The organism is Leucobacter sp. HNU, assembly GCF_047946755.1.
Lineage (GTDB): Bacteria > Actinomycetota > Actinomycetes > Actinomycetales > Microbacteriaceae > Leucobacter.
On the sequence record NZ_CP178837.1, the window covers coordinates 66914 to 80625 of the forward strand.

The 13712-nt window shown below is 69.4% G+C and carries 14 protein-coding genes, 1 pseudogene and 1 CRISPR repeat array; of the genes and pseudogenes, 13 read left to right on the forward strand and 2 right to left on the reverse strand.

Going from position 1 to position 13712, the window contains the following annotated elements:
• Positions 1-70: 70 nt before the first annotated feature.
• Positions 71-597 (forward strand): annotated as a pseudogene (locus AB3K78_RS00350) (VOC family protein).
• A 57-nt stretch (positions 598-654) separates the two neighbouring features.
• Here the strand turns inward: AB3K78_RS00350 and AB3K78_RS00355 are convergent.
• Entirely contained in the window at positions 655-1224 is a 570-nt protein-coding gene (locus tag AB3K78_RS00355; RefSeq protein ID WP_416445158.1) for a helix-turn-helix domain-containing protein, read from the reverse strand.
• Positions 1225-1305: 81 nt separating this feature from the next.
• Here AB3K78_RS00355 and AB3K78_RS00360 point away from each other — a divergent pair, with 81 nt between their 5' ends.
• Both AB3K78_RS00360 and AB3K78_RS00365 read left to right on the forward strand, forming a co-directional pair.
• On the forward strand, positions 1306-2313 hold the full coding sequence (locus tag AB3K78_RS00360; RefSeq protein WP_416445160.1) for an NAD(P)/FAD-dependent oxidoreductase: 1008 nt from the start codon (positions 1306-1308) through the stop codon (positions 2311-2313).
• Positions 2310-3029 carry a class I SAM-dependent methyltransferase gene (locus AB3K78_RS00365; protein WP_416445162.1) on the forward strand — a complete coding sequence of 240 codons (720 nt, stop codon included), beginning with the start codon at positions 2310-2312 and terminating at the stop codon, positions 3027-3029. Before AB3K78_RS00360 ends, AB3K78_RS00365 begins: the two co-directional genes overlap by 4 nt.
• Before the next feature lie 114 nt (positions 3030-3143).
• Here the strand turns inward: AB3K78_RS00365 and aspS are convergent, their stop codons facing one another.
• Entirely contained in the window at positions 3144-4487 is a 1344-nt protein-coding gene (gene aspS / locus AB3K78_RS00370) for an aspartate--tRNA(Asn) ligase (protein WP_416445165.1), read from the reverse strand.
• 151 nt (positions 4488-4638) lie between these two features.
• Here aspS and AB3K78_RS00375 point away from each other — a divergent pair, with 151 nt between their 5' ends.
• From AB3K78_RS00375 to resB, 10 genes are all read left to right on the forward strand, one after another.
• Entirely contained in the window at positions 4639-5505 is an 867-nt protein-coding gene (locus tag AB3K78_RS00375; RefSeq protein ID WP_416445167.1) for a transporter substrate-binding domain-containing protein, read from the forward strand.
• A 9-nt stretch (positions 5506-5514) separates the two neighbouring features.
• Positions 5515-6312, forward strand: a complete 798-nt coding sequence (locus tag AB3K78_RS00380; RefSeq protein WP_416445169.1) for an amino acid ABC transporter permease — start codon at positions 5515-5517, stop codon at positions 6310-6312.
• Positions 6309-7070, forward strand: a complete 762-nt coding sequence (locus AB3K78_RS00385; protein ID WP_416445171.1) for an amino acid ABC transporter ATP-binding protein — start codon at positions 6309-6311, stop codon at positions 7068-7070. The genes AB3K78_RS00380 and AB3K78_RS00385 overlap by 4 nt, the downstream gene beginning before the upstream one ends.
• A 53-nt stretch (positions 7071-7123) precedes the next feature.
• A complete protein-coding gene (locus AB3K78_RS00390; RefSeq protein WP_416445173.1) occupies positions 7124-7759 on the forward strand; it encodes an LLM class flavin-dependent oxidoreductase in 636 nt (211 codons plus the stop codon).
• Entirely contained in the window at positions 7756-8160 is a 405-nt protein-coding gene (locus AB3K78_RS00395; RefSeq protein WP_416445175.1) for a hypothetical protein, read from the forward strand. Before AB3K78_RS00390 ends, AB3K78_RS00395 begins: the two co-directional genes overlap by 4 nt.
• Positions 8157-8678 (forward strand): GNAT family N-acetyltransferase, encoded by a 522-nt coding sequence (locus tag AB3K78_RS00400; RefSeq protein WP_416445177.1) that lies wholly within the window; start codon positions 8157-8159, stop codon positions 8676-8678. The genes AB3K78_RS00395 and AB3K78_RS00400 overlap by 4 nt, the downstream gene beginning before the upstream one ends.
• 130 nt (positions 8679-8808) lie before the next feature.
• A complete protein-coding gene (locus AB3K78_RS00405) occupies positions 8809-9453 on the forward strand; it encodes a histidine phosphatase family protein (protein WP_416445178.1) in 645 nt (214 codons plus the stop codon).
• A complete protein-coding gene (locus AB3K78_RS00410) occupies positions 9450-10082 on the forward strand; it encodes a TlpA family protein disulfide reductase (protein ID WP_416445179.1) in 633 nt (210 codons plus the stop codon). The genes AB3K78_RS00405 and AB3K78_RS00410 overlap by 4 nt, the downstream gene beginning before the upstream one ends.
• A gap of 4 nt (positions 10083-10086) precedes the next feature.
• Entirely contained in the window at positions 10087-10863 is a 777-nt protein-coding gene (locus AB3K78_RS00415; RefSeq protein WP_416445180.1) for a cytochrome c biogenesis CcdA family protein, read from the forward strand.
• 46 nt (positions 10864-10909) lie between these two features.
• A complete protein-coding gene (resB, locus tag AB3K78_RS00420; protein WP_416447271.1) occupies positions 10910-12583 on the forward strand; it encodes a cytochrome c biogenesis protein ResB in 1674 nt (557 codons plus the stop codon).
• Between the two features lie 196 nt (positions 12584-12779).
• Positions 12780-13553: direct repeats of the CRISPR family, unit length 29 nt; unit sequence CTCGGTTCCGCGCGTAGCGCGGATGGTCC.
• Positions 13554-13712 lie beyond the last annotated feature (159 nt).

A 13712-nucleotide genomic window follows, 5' to 3' on the forward strand; every position in this document is an offset into this window, starting at 1 on the left:
GTTCCCAGTGTCGCGGGATCTGGCGCGAATGTTCAAGTGCGGCGCGAGGTGCCGGATCTACGCTGACGCCATGACTGAAGAACTCACCCGAGCCGTGACCGGCGTCCACACGACGAACGGCGTTCCCTATGGCGTGACGTCGCTCACGCCCTTCCTCGCCATTCCGCGCGCCGGAGAGGCGCTCGCCTTCTACCGCGACGTGTTCGGCGCGCGCGTCGTCGATACGACGGAGTTCGGCGGCGTCCTCGCCCACGCCGATCTCGACTTCGGCAATGGGCGCCTGCAGCTCGGCGTACCGATGCCGGACTATCACCTGGTCGCTCCGCCGCAGGGGAGGACGACGTCTGCTATTCGATCGCGCTCTACGTGCCCGATGTCGATGCCGTGGTGGAGCGAGCGGTGGCGGCCGGCGCCTCGGTGCGCGAGCCCGCCGCGCACTTCGTCACGGGGGACCGCTTCGCGAGCATCCGCGATCCCTTCGGTGTGCGATGGTCGATCATGACCCGCGTCGAGGACCTCTCGGAGGAGGAGAGCGTGCAGCGGGTGCGCGATTGGGCGAGTTCGTTCGACGCCTCGTCGAACGACGGCGGAGCGTGAGGGGCGCCGAGTTCCAGCCCTCGGGAACGGTGGGATCCGGCCCCGGTCCGAGTCGCTCTACTCCGGTCCGGTCGCCGCGTCTGGCGCGTGCAGGTGCAGGCGCTCGCCGCTCGTATTGAGCAGGCTGATGATCTCGGCCGGACGATCGCCCTCGGCGCGCATCGCGTGCGGGGTCCGGGTGTCGAACTCGGCGGCCTCGCCGCGTTCGAGCACGAGCTCCTGATCGCCGAGCCGGAGCCGGAGCCGGCCGGAGAGCACGTACATCCACTCGTGGCCGTCGTGCGTCCGGGGAGTCATCCGGGGCGCATCGGGGTGATACGTGATCTTGAACGCGCGAACCTCGGACTCCTCGCGGGTGAGCGGCGCGATCGTCATGCCGTCCCGCTGCACCGATGGCCGGCGTACGCGGGGGTCGCGATCCTGCGGATCGAGCAGGTCGTCGATGCGGATCCCCAGCTGCCGTGTGAGGGGCAGCAGGAGTTCGAGGCTGGCCTGGCGCTTGCCCGATTCGAGACGCGAGAGCGTGCTGGGTGACATCCGGGCGCGCCCGGCGAGTTCCTCGAGCGTCCACCCGCGGGCCCGGCGTGCTGCTCGCAGGCGGGGGCCCAGTCGATCCAGTTCGGGCACGGGACCTCCTCAGGAACGAGTCATCTTGCTGCTTCTGCAAGGATGATTGCAGAAATCGGATGCCCCGGCAACCCTGGAACCATGACCGCAGAGTGGATCGAAACCATCATCATCGGTGGAGGAGCCGCGGGCCTCAGCGCTGCGCAGTCCCTCGGCCGTGCGCGCCGCGGAGTGCTCGTGCTCGACACCGGGCTGCCCCGCAACCGCTTCGCCGACCGCATGCACAACGTGCTCGGGCACGACGGGGTCGCCCCCGCCGAACTGCTCGAGATCGGGCGGCGCGAAGCCGCGGAGTACGACGTGCGGATCGAATCCGCCGCCGTGCGCGCGGTCCGCGAACCCCGAGACGGCGAAGCGGCCGAGGGCGCTGGCGGGGCCGATCGCCCCGGTGCCGGTGAGACCCGGCTGGTCGTGGAACTCGAAGACGGACGCAGCATCGGCACCCGCGCCGTGGTGCTCGCGTCGGGCGTCACCGACGTCCTGCCCGAGATCCCCGGTCTCGTGGAGCAGTGGGGGCGCGGCGTCGCGCACTGCCCCTACTGCCACGGATGGGAGGTGCGCGGCGAGCGCATCGCCGTCCTCGCCACTTCGCCCATGAGCCTGCACCAGGTGCAGCTGCTGAGGCAGTGGACCGACGACCTCACGGTCTTCGCTGCGGCACTCGGGGAGCTGCCGGAGGAGACCCTCGCCGAACTCCGGGCGCGGAACATCCGGCTGATCGAGCACCCCGTCGCCGAGGTCCTCGGCGACGAGAGCGGAGTGCTGCGCTCGGTGCGGACCGAGGACGGCCGGCTGCACCTGATCGATGCGCTGTTCACGTTCGGATCGATCCGCCCGAACGACGACATGGTCGCCGCGCTCGGGCTGGCCCGAGCAGAAGCACCGTTCGGCAGCTTCCTCGCCGTCGACCCGCTCGGGCGCACCAGCCATCCGCGCATCTGGGCGGCCGGCAACCTGGTCAACCCGTCGGGCGCGGTGCCGCTGGCGGTTTCGAGCGGCAGCATGGCGGGCGGCGGGGTCAACCTGGCCCTCGCCGAAGCCGACTTCGCCCGAGCCGCGGCGACGGCCGCGACCGGGGAGTCGCGGTGAGCACGTCGCGCGATCACGGGCACGGCCACGGGCACGGGAGCGGGCTCGTGCCCGCGCCGGCCGGGCGGGAGCGCAGCGAAGCGCCCGTCGAGTTCTGGGAGCGCCGCTACTCCGGCGCGGATCCGATCTGGTCCGGGCGGGTGAACGCGGCGCTCGCCGAGGCGGCCGGCGACTTCGAGCCGGGTACCTCGCTCGACCTGGGCTGCGGCGAGGGCGGCGACGTGCGCTGGCTCGCCGCGCGCGGGTGGCGGGCCACCGGGATCGAGCTGTCGTCGACCGCCGTGGCCCGCGCGGAGGCGGCCGCGGCCGAAGCCGGGATCGGCATCGACCGGGCGCGCTTCATCGTCGCCGACCTGGGCGAGTGGGCCGGCGACCCGGGCGCGATCGACGGCGGAGAGGCGCGCGGCTTCGACCTCGTGACGGCGAGCTTCTTCCAGTCCCCGGTGGAGCTCCCTCGCGAACGGATCCTGCGCGCGGCGGCGGCTCGCGTGGCGTCCGGAGGGCACCTCGTGCTCGTCTCCCACGCGGCCGCCCCGTCGTGGGCGCCGAGCCACGGCGGCGACTTCCCATCCCCCGAGTCCGAGCTCGCGATGCTGGATCCGGATCCGGACGAATGGGAGACCGTGACCGCCGAGGTGCGCCCCCGTGTCATCACCGGGCCGGATGGAGAACCGGCGACGCTCGACGACACTCTGGTGGTGCTGCGCCGACGCTAGGGTTCGGTGCCGAAGCAGAGCTCGAATGCCGAGACCGAGACGGAGCTGGAACGAGTCGAGGCCCGCCCCGCTGATGCGGGACGGGCCTCGACTCTGCAAGCCGCGTGCTGCGGGCTAGGGCAGCAGGCGGTTCGGGCCGCGGAAGAGGTAGGTGACCTCGCGGATCGACGACTGCTGCAGCATCAGCATCAGCACGCGGTTCAGGCCCATGCCGAAGCCGCCGTGCGGCGGGACGCCATAGCGGAAGAAGTCCAGGTAGAAGCCGAGCTCTGCGGGGTCCATGCCCTTCTCGACGGCCTGCGCCTCGAGCACCTCGATGCGGTGCTCGCGCTGCGCACCGGTCGAGATCTCGGTGCCGCGGTAGACGAGGTCGTAGCTGTTGGTCAGCTGCGGGTTCTCGCTGTTGCGCATGTGGTAGAACGGGCGGATCGACACGTCGTAGTCGGTGAGGAACACGAAGTCGTGGCCGTACTTCTGCTTGACGTGCGCGGCGATGCGGCGCTCGCCCTCGGGATCCATGTCGGCGTCGGCGCGGGGCACCTCGTAGCCCTCGGCCTTCACGATCTCCTTCGCCTCGGCGAGGGGGATGCGCGGGAACGGGCGGGACGGCACCTCGAGCTCGATGCCGAACAGCTTCTGGATCTCCTCGCCGTGCTTCTCCTTGACGGCGGAGAGCCCGGCGACGATGAGCTCTTCGTGCAGCTCCATGACGTCCTCGTGCGAGTCGATCCAGCTGAGCTCGGTGTCGATCGACGTGAACTCGGTCGCGTGGCGCGAGGTGAACGAGTGGTCGGCGCGGAACGCCGGACCGACCTCGAAGATGCCGCCGAAGCCGGCGGCCTGCGCCATCTGCTTGAAGAACTGCGGGCTCTGCGCGAGGAACGCCTTGCCCTCGAAGTACTCGACCTCGAACAGTTCGGCGCGGGACTCGGACGCCGAGGCCATGAGCTTCGGCGTCTGGATCTCGATGAAGCCGCGGTCGACCCAGACGTTCCGCAGCGCGTGCAGGAACGTGGTCTGGATGCGGAACACGAGGTTCTGCTCGGGGCGGCGCAGGTCGAGGAAGCGCCAGTCGAGGCGCACGTCGATGCCGCTGTCGGCGGCGATCGGGTTGTCGGGCAGGGCCGCGGTGACGACCTCGATGGTCTCGATCTGGATCTCGACGCCGCCGAGCTTGACGCGCTCGTTGTGCTGCAGCTCGCCCTCGACGGTCACGAAGGTGCCGTGGGTGAGCTCGCTGATGGTGCGCGTGCGGGGCACCAGGATGTCGGAGCGCGGGTTCTCGGGGTCGGGCTCGCGCAGCACGCCGCCGTTCACCAGCTGCACCGCGCCGCTCTCGTCGCGGAGCACGACGAACTGCACGTACCGCTGGTCGCGCACCTTCTCGACCCAGCCGGAAACACGTACGGGGCCGTCCTCGCGGGTGGCGAGATCCTTGATCAAAACACGCTCAGTCACCCGGCCAGTTTAGGGGGACTTGACGGGAAGCGCCTGTTCGGGTGCCGGAGCGCGCGACTCATGCATAATGTGTAAGAATGAGACACATAATTTGTTTGCATGTGTCTCGGGTTCCTAACGTTGGCCTGTCACCCACGAAAGGACCCCGCTCATGACGCGCTCCGCCCGCTCCGCCGCCTTCCTCGGCGCTCTCCTCGTCGTCGGCCTCGGCGCCACCGCCTGCTCGGGCGCGGCCGGTGCGAGCAGCGGGGAGCCGAAGGACGGCAAGGTCCAGAAGATCGTGGTCGCGACGGGCGCGAGCCCCAAGCCTTACACGTACCTCGACGACAGCGACAAGCTGACCGGCTACGACATCGAGATCCTCCGCGCGGTCGACAAGAAGGTCGCCGATCTCTCCTTCGACTTCCAGGTGGCCGAATTCCCCGCCCTGTTCGCGGGCCTCGACTCCGGACGTTTCAACATCGTCGCGAACAATCTCTCGGCGAACGAGGAGCGCAAGAAGAAGTACGACTTCAGCGATCCCTACATCGAGGCGCAGTTCGGCATCGTCGTGAAGCAGGACTCGAGCATCTCGAAGGTCGACTCGCTCGCCGATCTCGCCGGCAAGAAGGTCTACGGCGAGCCCGGGCTCAACTTCACGAAGATCCTCGAGAGCTACAACGAGAAGAACCCCGGCAAGAAGATCGATATCGAGTACACCGAACTCGACCTGCAATCGCAGTACAACAACCTCGCCGCAGGCAACGTGGACTTCGAGTTCAACGAGCAGGTCGTGTTCGACGGCTACGGCAAGAAGCCCGAGCTGAAGCTGAAGTTCATCCCGATCGACGGCGCGTACCTGACCGAGGAGTTCGGGACGAACCTGCGCTCCGCCTTCGCGATCTCGCGGCAGACCCCGAACCGCGAGCATGTCGAGCAGGAGATCAACACCGCGCTCGCCGGTCTCGCGAAGGACGGCACGCTGAAGCAGCTCAGCGAGCAGTTCTTCGGAACCGACTACTCCGTGCCCAAGCAGTAGCCGCCGCGCGTGACCATCATCGACTTCGGGGCGGTCGGCGAGTACGCCGTCGGTCTGCTGCCCTACATCCCGATCACCCTGGCGCTCAGCGTGGTCGCCACGCTGCTCGGCACGGTGATCGGGCTGGTCATGGCGCTCATCAAGATGAGCCGGATCCCGGTGCTGAGCCAGCTGAACGCGATCATCGTGTCGTACCTGCGCGGCACCCCGGTGCTCGTGCAGCTGCTGCTCAACGTGAACGCGGTGCCCATCGCGGTGCTGCTGATCAACCAGGCGGCCGGGACGAACTTCGATGCGCTCGCGCTCTCGCCGTTCGTCGTCGCGGCCATCACCTTCGCCTTCGCCGAGGCGGCGTACGCCTCGGAGACGATCCGCGCGGCGCTGCTCTCGGTCGACCGCCGTGAGATCGAGGCCGCCCAGTCGCTCGGGATGACCCCGTGGCAGACGCTCAGCCGGATCACGATCCCGAACGCCAGCGTGGTCGCGTTCCCGACGCTCGTCAGCCAGTTCATCGGCATGCTGAAGCAGTCGTCGCTCGCGTTCGTGGTCTCGGTGATCGAGGTGACGGCGTACGCCAAGATCCTCGGCGGACGCGATTACCACTACTTCGAGGCCTACCTCGCGACGGCCATCATCTACTGGGGGCTCACCGTCGTGATCGAGCAGGGGACCCGCATCGTCGAGCGGCGCATGCAGCGTCCGATCCCGCGTCCGAAGCGGGGGCGCGGCGCGGCCGCCGGGCCGGATCGCCCGTCGGGCGCCCGCCCCACCGCGCTCGACCCGAAGACCGCGGAGGTGCCCGCATGATCGCGCTCGACGCCGTCCGCAAGTCCTTCGGGGATCGCACGATCCTCGACGGCGTGACTCTGCGCTTCGAACCGGGGACGGTGACCGCCGTGGTGGGTCCCTCAGGGGCGGGCAAGTCGACGCTGCTGCGCTGCATCGACTTCCTCGAGCACCCGGATTCGGGGCGGATCACGGTGGGCGACCTGACGGTCGACGCCGCGACGGCGAAGCGCTCCGAGATCCTCGAGCTCCGCAGGCGCACGGCGATGGTGTTCCAGCAGTTCCACCTCTTCTCGCGCAAGACCGCGCTCGAGAACGTCGCCGAGGGGCTGCGGGTGATCCGCGGCCTCGACCGGCGCACGGCCGAGCAGCGGGCGCTCGAGCACCTCGACCGCGTCGGCCTCGCGAGCCACGCCGCGCACTATCCGGCGCAGCTCTCGGGCGGCCAGCAGCAGCGCGTGGGCATCGCCCGCGCGCTCGCGATGGAGCCCAGCGTGCTGCTGCTCGACGAACCGACCTCGGCGCTCGATCCCGAGCTCGTCGGCGAAGTGCTCTCCACCATCCGCGGGATCGCGGCCGACGGCCAGACGATGGTGATCGTCTCGCACGAGATGCACTTCGTGCGGCAGGTGGCGCAGCGGGTGCTGTTCTTCGACGGCGGGGACGTCATCGAGGACGCGTCGCCCGAGGCGTTCTTCGGTGCGGACGTCGGCAGCCGCACCCGCGCGTTCCTCCGCGAGTACCACCTCGCGCTCGGCACCCCCGACTACCAGATCTGACCGCGTCGACCGCGCCGATCCCGCCCGCATTGCAGAAGCAGAAGGAGACTCCCATGACCGATCCGCGCCCCCTGCGCCATCTCGGATTCATCCACCTCGTCCCGTTCGATCGGGACAACCCGCGTGCGGGCTTCGACGACGCCATCGAGCTGTTCCGCTACGCGGAGGAGCTCGGGCTCGACAGCGGCTGGACCCGCACCCGGCACCTGCAGCACGGCGTCTCGTCGCCAGCGGTGCTGTTCGGCGCCATCTCGCAGCGCACGGAGCGGATCGGACTCGGCAACGCGGTGATCCCGGTCGGCTTCGAGAATCCGTTCCGCCTCGCGGAGGATCTCGCGACCGTCGACGTGATCTCGGGCGGACGCGCGCTGCCCGGACTCAGCGTGCACCCGCCGGCCTACGACGATGCGGCGAACGACCTCGTGCACGACACCGGGTGGCGCGAGGAGGACTACGGCTACGGGCGCATCGAGCGGTTGCGCAGCCTGCTCGCGGGGAATCCCGTGCGCGAGGTGCCCGAGTACAACGGGATCGGCGGCGACTTCGATTCCGACCGCGTCGAGCCGCACAGCCCGGGCCTCTCGGACCGCCTCTGGTACGGGGAGGCTCGCTCCGCTCGGCCGAGTGGGCCGGATCCGCGGGGCTCAACTGGCTCGTCAGCAACATCAGCTCCGCCGAGAACGGCGTGACCGACTTCGCGCAGGCGCAGCGCAACCAGATCGACGCGTTCCGCGCGGCCCACCCCGCGGGCGACGCCGCGCGGGCCACCGTCGCGCGCGTCATCGTGCCGACCGACGGCGCGACGCCCGAGCAGGAGCGGAAGTACCGCGAGTATGCCGAGGGCCGCAACCCGCGCACCGAGCAGGTGCACGGCCGCAACACGATCATCGCGAAGGACGTGCTCGGCTCGCTCGACGAGATCGTCGAGTTCATCCGAACCGACATCGCGTTCCAGGCCGCCGACGACTACCTGTTCGAGCTGCCGTTCGAGTTCGAGCTGGCCGACTGGAAGCAGATCCTGCACCAGCTCGCGACGCGCATCGGCCCCGCGCTCGGGTGGACCCCCGCGAACGCCCGCGCCGGCGCATGACCGTGGGGAGCGAGACCCGGATCCGGGCGGCGCTGCCGACCGAGTACGCGGAGATCGACCGGCTCATCGACGCCGCGTACGCGCACGACTACGGCGAGGACGAGCACGACGACGACCCGATGCACCGCTCCTCGGTGCGGGCGGAAGCCTTCGACGTCTGGGTGGCGACCGACGAGCACGGCGCACTGCTCGGCAGCGTCACCACGCGGCGGGCCGGCGGACCGCCCCTGCACGAGGACGTGGCCGACGACGAGCTCGACCTGCGGCTGCTCGGCGTCGCGGTGCAGGCGCGCAGGCGGGGGATCGCCGCCGCGCTCATGCGGCACGTCTTCGCGGAGGCGCGGACGCAGGGCTTCGCCGCGGTGGTGCTCAAGACGGCGCCGAACATGCGCGGCGCCCACCGCCTCTACGATGCGCTCGGGTTCGAGCGCGCGCCCGAGCGCGACGGGCTCTGGATCGACGGGGTGCGGGTGCTCGACCTCTTCACCTACGCGCAGCGCCTCGACGACCTGGGCTGAACCGGCGCTGCGTCGCCCGGCCCCGCGGGGCCGGGCGAGCCAGGTTCGGCCAGGTTCGGTTCGGCTCGGTTCGGCCCGGCCGCCGCGGCCACCGGCAAACGCCCAGACGAGTCGAACGTAGAATGAAGGAGTGAGCGACAAACTCCTGCATTTGGTGCGCCACGGGGAGGTGCACAACCCCGACCGCGTCCTCTACGGACGTCTGCCCGGGTACCGCCTCTCCGAGCTGGGTCACCGCATGGCCGAGGCCGCGGCGCTCGAGATCGCGGGGAGCGACCGCGTGGTCGCGAAGCTCGTGGCCTCCCCGCTGCAGCGCGCGCAGGAGTCGGCGCGACCGGTCGCGGCCGCGCTCGGACTCGAGATCGTGACCGACGAGCGGATCATCGAGCCGACGAACCGTTTCGAAGGGCTCCCCAACACGGGGCCCGAGGCCGCCTTCAAGCAGGCGCGCAACTGGCCCAAGCTGTGGAACCCGCTCCGTCCCAGCTGGGGCGAACCGTACCGCCAGATCGCCGGCCGCGTGCGCGAGGCGATGGACGACCACTGGGACTCGGTGCGGGACGGCGACATCGTCATGGTGAGCCATCAGGCCCCCATCTGGATCGCCCACCTCGACATCGCGGGCAGGTCGCTCGCGCACAACCCTGCGAAACGGCGCTGCGCGCTGTCGAGCATCACGACGTTCGAGCGGCGGGGGGAGCGATGGTTCGAAGTGGACTACCGCGAGCCCGCCGCAGACCTGGTGGAGGATTCCGTGGATGTAGGTGCCGTGTGACCGCTCGATCGAAGCACCGGCGCGGTGCGGCGAGGGTCGCCGCACTCCTGGCCATCCCGCTCGCGGCGGCCGTCGCACTGACGGGCTGCAGCGGCAACGACACCCTTCCCGAGCAGTGGAAGGACGGCGGCGGCAAGGGCTACATCTCGGGCGACGGATCCTCGGTGAGTATTCCGCCCGCCGAACGCAAGGACCCCGTCGAGTACTCCGGGAAGACCGAGGACGGCTCGACCTTCGGATCGAAGCAGACGCTCGGCCACGTCACCGTCGTGAACTTCTGGTACGCGGGATGCGCCCCCTGCCGTGTCGAGGCCAAGGACCTCAACACGGCTCAGCAGGAGTTCGCGCCGAAGGGCGTTGAGTTCGTCGGCGTCAACACCCGCGACCAGGCGGCGCAGGCGCAGCAGTTCTCCGAGGAGTTCGGCGTGAAGTACCCGTCCATCCTCGACGTCGAGGGCGATCGCGGCGTGCAGCGCGCGTTCGCCGGGGCGATCCCGCTGAACGCCACGCCGGTGACCCTGGTGCTCGACACCGAGGGGCGCGTCGCGCACCGCGTGCTCGGCCAGCTCGCCGACGCCGGCCAGCTGCGCTCCATGCTCAACGAGACCCTCGCCGAGAAGACCCAGTAGCGCCGTGGGGGAGATCGGCAGACTCGTCGCCGACGGCCAGCTGGTCGTCGCCGTCGCGATCGCGCTCGCCGCGGGCCTCGTGTCGTTCCTCTCGCCGTGCGTGCTGCCACTCGTGCCCGGGTACCTGGCCTACGTCTCCGGCACCTCAGGGACGGGGGCGGGCAGCAACGCTGCGGCGGATCCCCGGCGCGCCGGCCGCCGCGAACGCGGCCGCATGCTGCTGGGATCCCTGCTCTTCGTGCTCGGCTTCACGCTCGTCTTCGTGCTCATCAACGTGTTCGCCGGTTCGATCGGGCTCTGGCTCTGGGACTGGCAGGAAGCGATCACGCGCGTCATGGGCGTGGTCGTGATCCTCATGGGACTCGTGTTCATGGGCGTCTTCTCGCGGATGCAGCGCACCACCAAGCTGAGGCTCAAGCCGCGAGTCGGGCTCATCGGCGCTCCCGTGCTGGGCATCGTGTTCGCCGTCGGCTGGGCACCCTGCATGGGGCCGACGCTCGCCGTGGTGCTCTCGCTCAGCTCGCAGTCGGGATCGGTCGGCCGCGCCGCGATCCTTGCGATCTTCTACTGCCTCGGGCTCGGGATCCCCTTCGTGCTCGCGGCCTTCGGGTTCGGCTGGATGACCCAGACCATGGGCTTCTTCAAGCGGCACATCCGCGTGATGAACCTCATCGGCGGCGGCCTGCTGATCCTGATCGGACTTCTGATGGTGACCGGCCTGTGGAGCCGGATGATGTTTGCGTTGCAGGCGGTGATCTCGAGCTATGCCCCGATCCTCTGATCCTCGTTCCCGGGACTCCCGCGGAGGCGGCCGGAAGAGCGAGAACCTGAGTCGACCGAGCGATTACGACGACGGCAACAGCGGCCGCGTCGCGCCGCAGAAGGTCGAGTCGCCCGAGCTCGGCTTCGTCGGCTGGCTGCGCTGGTTCTGGCGCCAGCTCACCAGCATGCGCGTCGCGCTCGTGCTGCTGCTCCTGCTCGCCGTCGCCGCGATCCCGGGATCCCTCGTCCCCCAGCGCAGCGCGGACCCGAACGGCGTGCTGCAGTACCAGCAGCAGCACCCGGAGCTGTTCAAGTTCCTCGACGCCTTCCCGATCCAGGCGTTCGACGTCTACGGTTCCGTCTGGTTCTCGGCCATCTACCTGCTGCTCTTCATCTCGCTGATCGGCTGCGTGCTGCCCCGGATCCTGCACCACTGGCGCGCGCTCCGCGGGCGTCCTCCGAAGACCCCGGCCCGGCTGCAGCGCATGGCCGGCTTCTCCGAGATCCGGATCTCGAACTCGGACGCGTCCGCCGCCGAACGCGACGAGTTCGCCGAGCGGGCGGTCGCCGAGGCCGCGGGGGTGCTGAAGAAGCAGCGCTACCGGACCGAGATCCAGCGCGTCGAAGGACGGGGTGGGCGGCCCGGATCCGTGTCGGTCTCGGCCGAGCGCGGCTACCTGCGCGAGACGGGCAACCTCGTGTTCCACCTGTCGCTCGTCGGCGTGCTGGTCAGCGTCGCACTCGGCGGGGCGCTCAGCTTCAACGGGCAGAAGGTGCTGGTCGAGGGCGACACCCTGCTGAACCAGCTCATCGACTACGATTCCGCCAACTCGGGTCGCTCCTTCGACGACTCCACCCTCTCGCCGTTCCGCATGCGACTGGACGACCTCGACGTGAAGTACGTCACGCCGAACGACAAGAACACGAAGGCCATCGGCCAGGTGCTCGAGTACATCGCGCACGTCACGCTCATCGATCCCGACGGGTCGACCTCGAAGGACGAGATCCGGGTGAACCACCCGCTGCGCGTGCACGGCTCCCCGATCTACCTGATCGCCAACGGCTATGCGCCGACCATCACCATCAAGGATCCCAAGGGCACCGTCGTCTACAGCGAATCGATGCCGTTCATCCCGCAGGACAACAGCACGCTGACCTCGCTCGGTGTCCTCAAGGTGCCCTACGGTCTGAAGGACCGGGACGGCAAGTCGACGCAGATCGGCCTGCGCGGCTTCTTCTACCCGACCAAGGCGGACCTCGAGAGCGGGGCGTTCACGTCGAACTACCCCGACCTGCTGAACCCGGTGCTCACGCTCGACGTGTTCTCGGGCGACCTCGGCATCGACCAGGGGATCCCGCAGTCGGTGTACGCGCTCGACACGAGCAAGATGACGCAGCTCACGGGGCGCGCGATCGGCAAGAAGTCGATCGAGCTGAAGCCCGGCGAGACGACCGAGCTGCCGAACGGGATGGGTACGATCACGCTCGACGCGGTGCCCCGCTACGGCTCGTTCGACGTGATGCAGAACCCGGCGCAGAACTACGTGCTGATCTTCGCACTCGCCGCGCTCGGCGGACTGCTCACCTCGCTCTTCGTGCCGCGCCGCCGCATGTGGGTGAAGGCGCAGGCGACGGAGGACGGCGTCGTGCTGCAGTACGCGGGTCTCGCGCGCGGCGACGATCCGACGCTCGAACGCGCGGTCGCCGAGCTGCGGGAGCAGCACCGGTCGCGACTGTAGCGCGGGTCTCGGGGTTTTGGGGTCTCGGAGTCGGGGTTCGGGTGTGCGCCCGTGCGGGAGGTGCTCTGATCGCGCGCATGCACCGCGCGCATGCTTCCCGCCCATCGAGAGGTCCCAGGCTCTGTGACGGTGGGGGAGTCGTGCGCAACTGAAGCGAATATAGACTTCTCCTCGGAGAAACCCCTGATCAAGAAGCCTTGGTTCCGCGCGTAGCGCGGGTGGTCCCTCGCCGTAGCTCATGTTCGGGTTGTCGGCCTCCTCGCTTCCGCGCGTAGCGCGGGTGGTCCCCGAATAGAGATATATCTACCGTTGGTAACGGACTCGCTTCCGCGCGTAGCGCGGGTGGTCCCCCGAGAGCCTTCGCCTGCTCGCGGCCAAGCTCCTCGCTTCCGCGCGTAGCGCGGGTGGTCCCCATGTGCCGTCGCCGCGCGGGATCGCGGTGTCCTCGCTCCCGCGCGTAGCGCGGGTGGTCCGTGGAACGCGCCGAGCGCCACGGCTTCGCCCCACTCGCTTCCGCGCGTAGCGCGGGTGGTCCGCACCGGGCTGGCTCTCGGATCGGGCCGCCGATCTCGCTTCCGCGCGTAGCGCGGGTGGTCCCAGCAATCCGTCGTCGCGATGGTCGGTCATAGTCTCGCTTCCGCGCGTAGCGCGGGTGGTCCCACCTTGACGCAGATGGAGTCGAGCGCGTCGCGCTCGGTTCTGCGCGTAGCGCGGATGGTCCCAACTCTCAGATCGCGCTCGTGGCGATCGAGGTCTCGGTTCTGCGCATAGCGCGGGTGGTCCGCCTGGGGTATCGGGCACTCGCGGGGCTCTGCCTCTCGGTTCCGCGCGTAGCGCGGATGGTCCCGTGTCCGCCGTGACGCTCGTCCGCATCGGCCTCTCGGTTCCGCGCGTAGCGCGGATGGTCCTGACGCACCGCTCGGCCACCTCGAGGGCGTCGCCTCGGTTCCGCGCGTAGCGCGGATGGTCCCGGTTTTGCGCCTGCCGAGAAGACGCCGTGGAACCTTGTCTTGTGCGCAGCGCGGATCCCGCAATTTAGGGGCTGAAATACGGAGCTCCCGGGAATACCGCTTGGCTCTTACGGTCGTTGTGTACTAGTTTTAGTGGAACATTCAACCAGCTGTGAGAC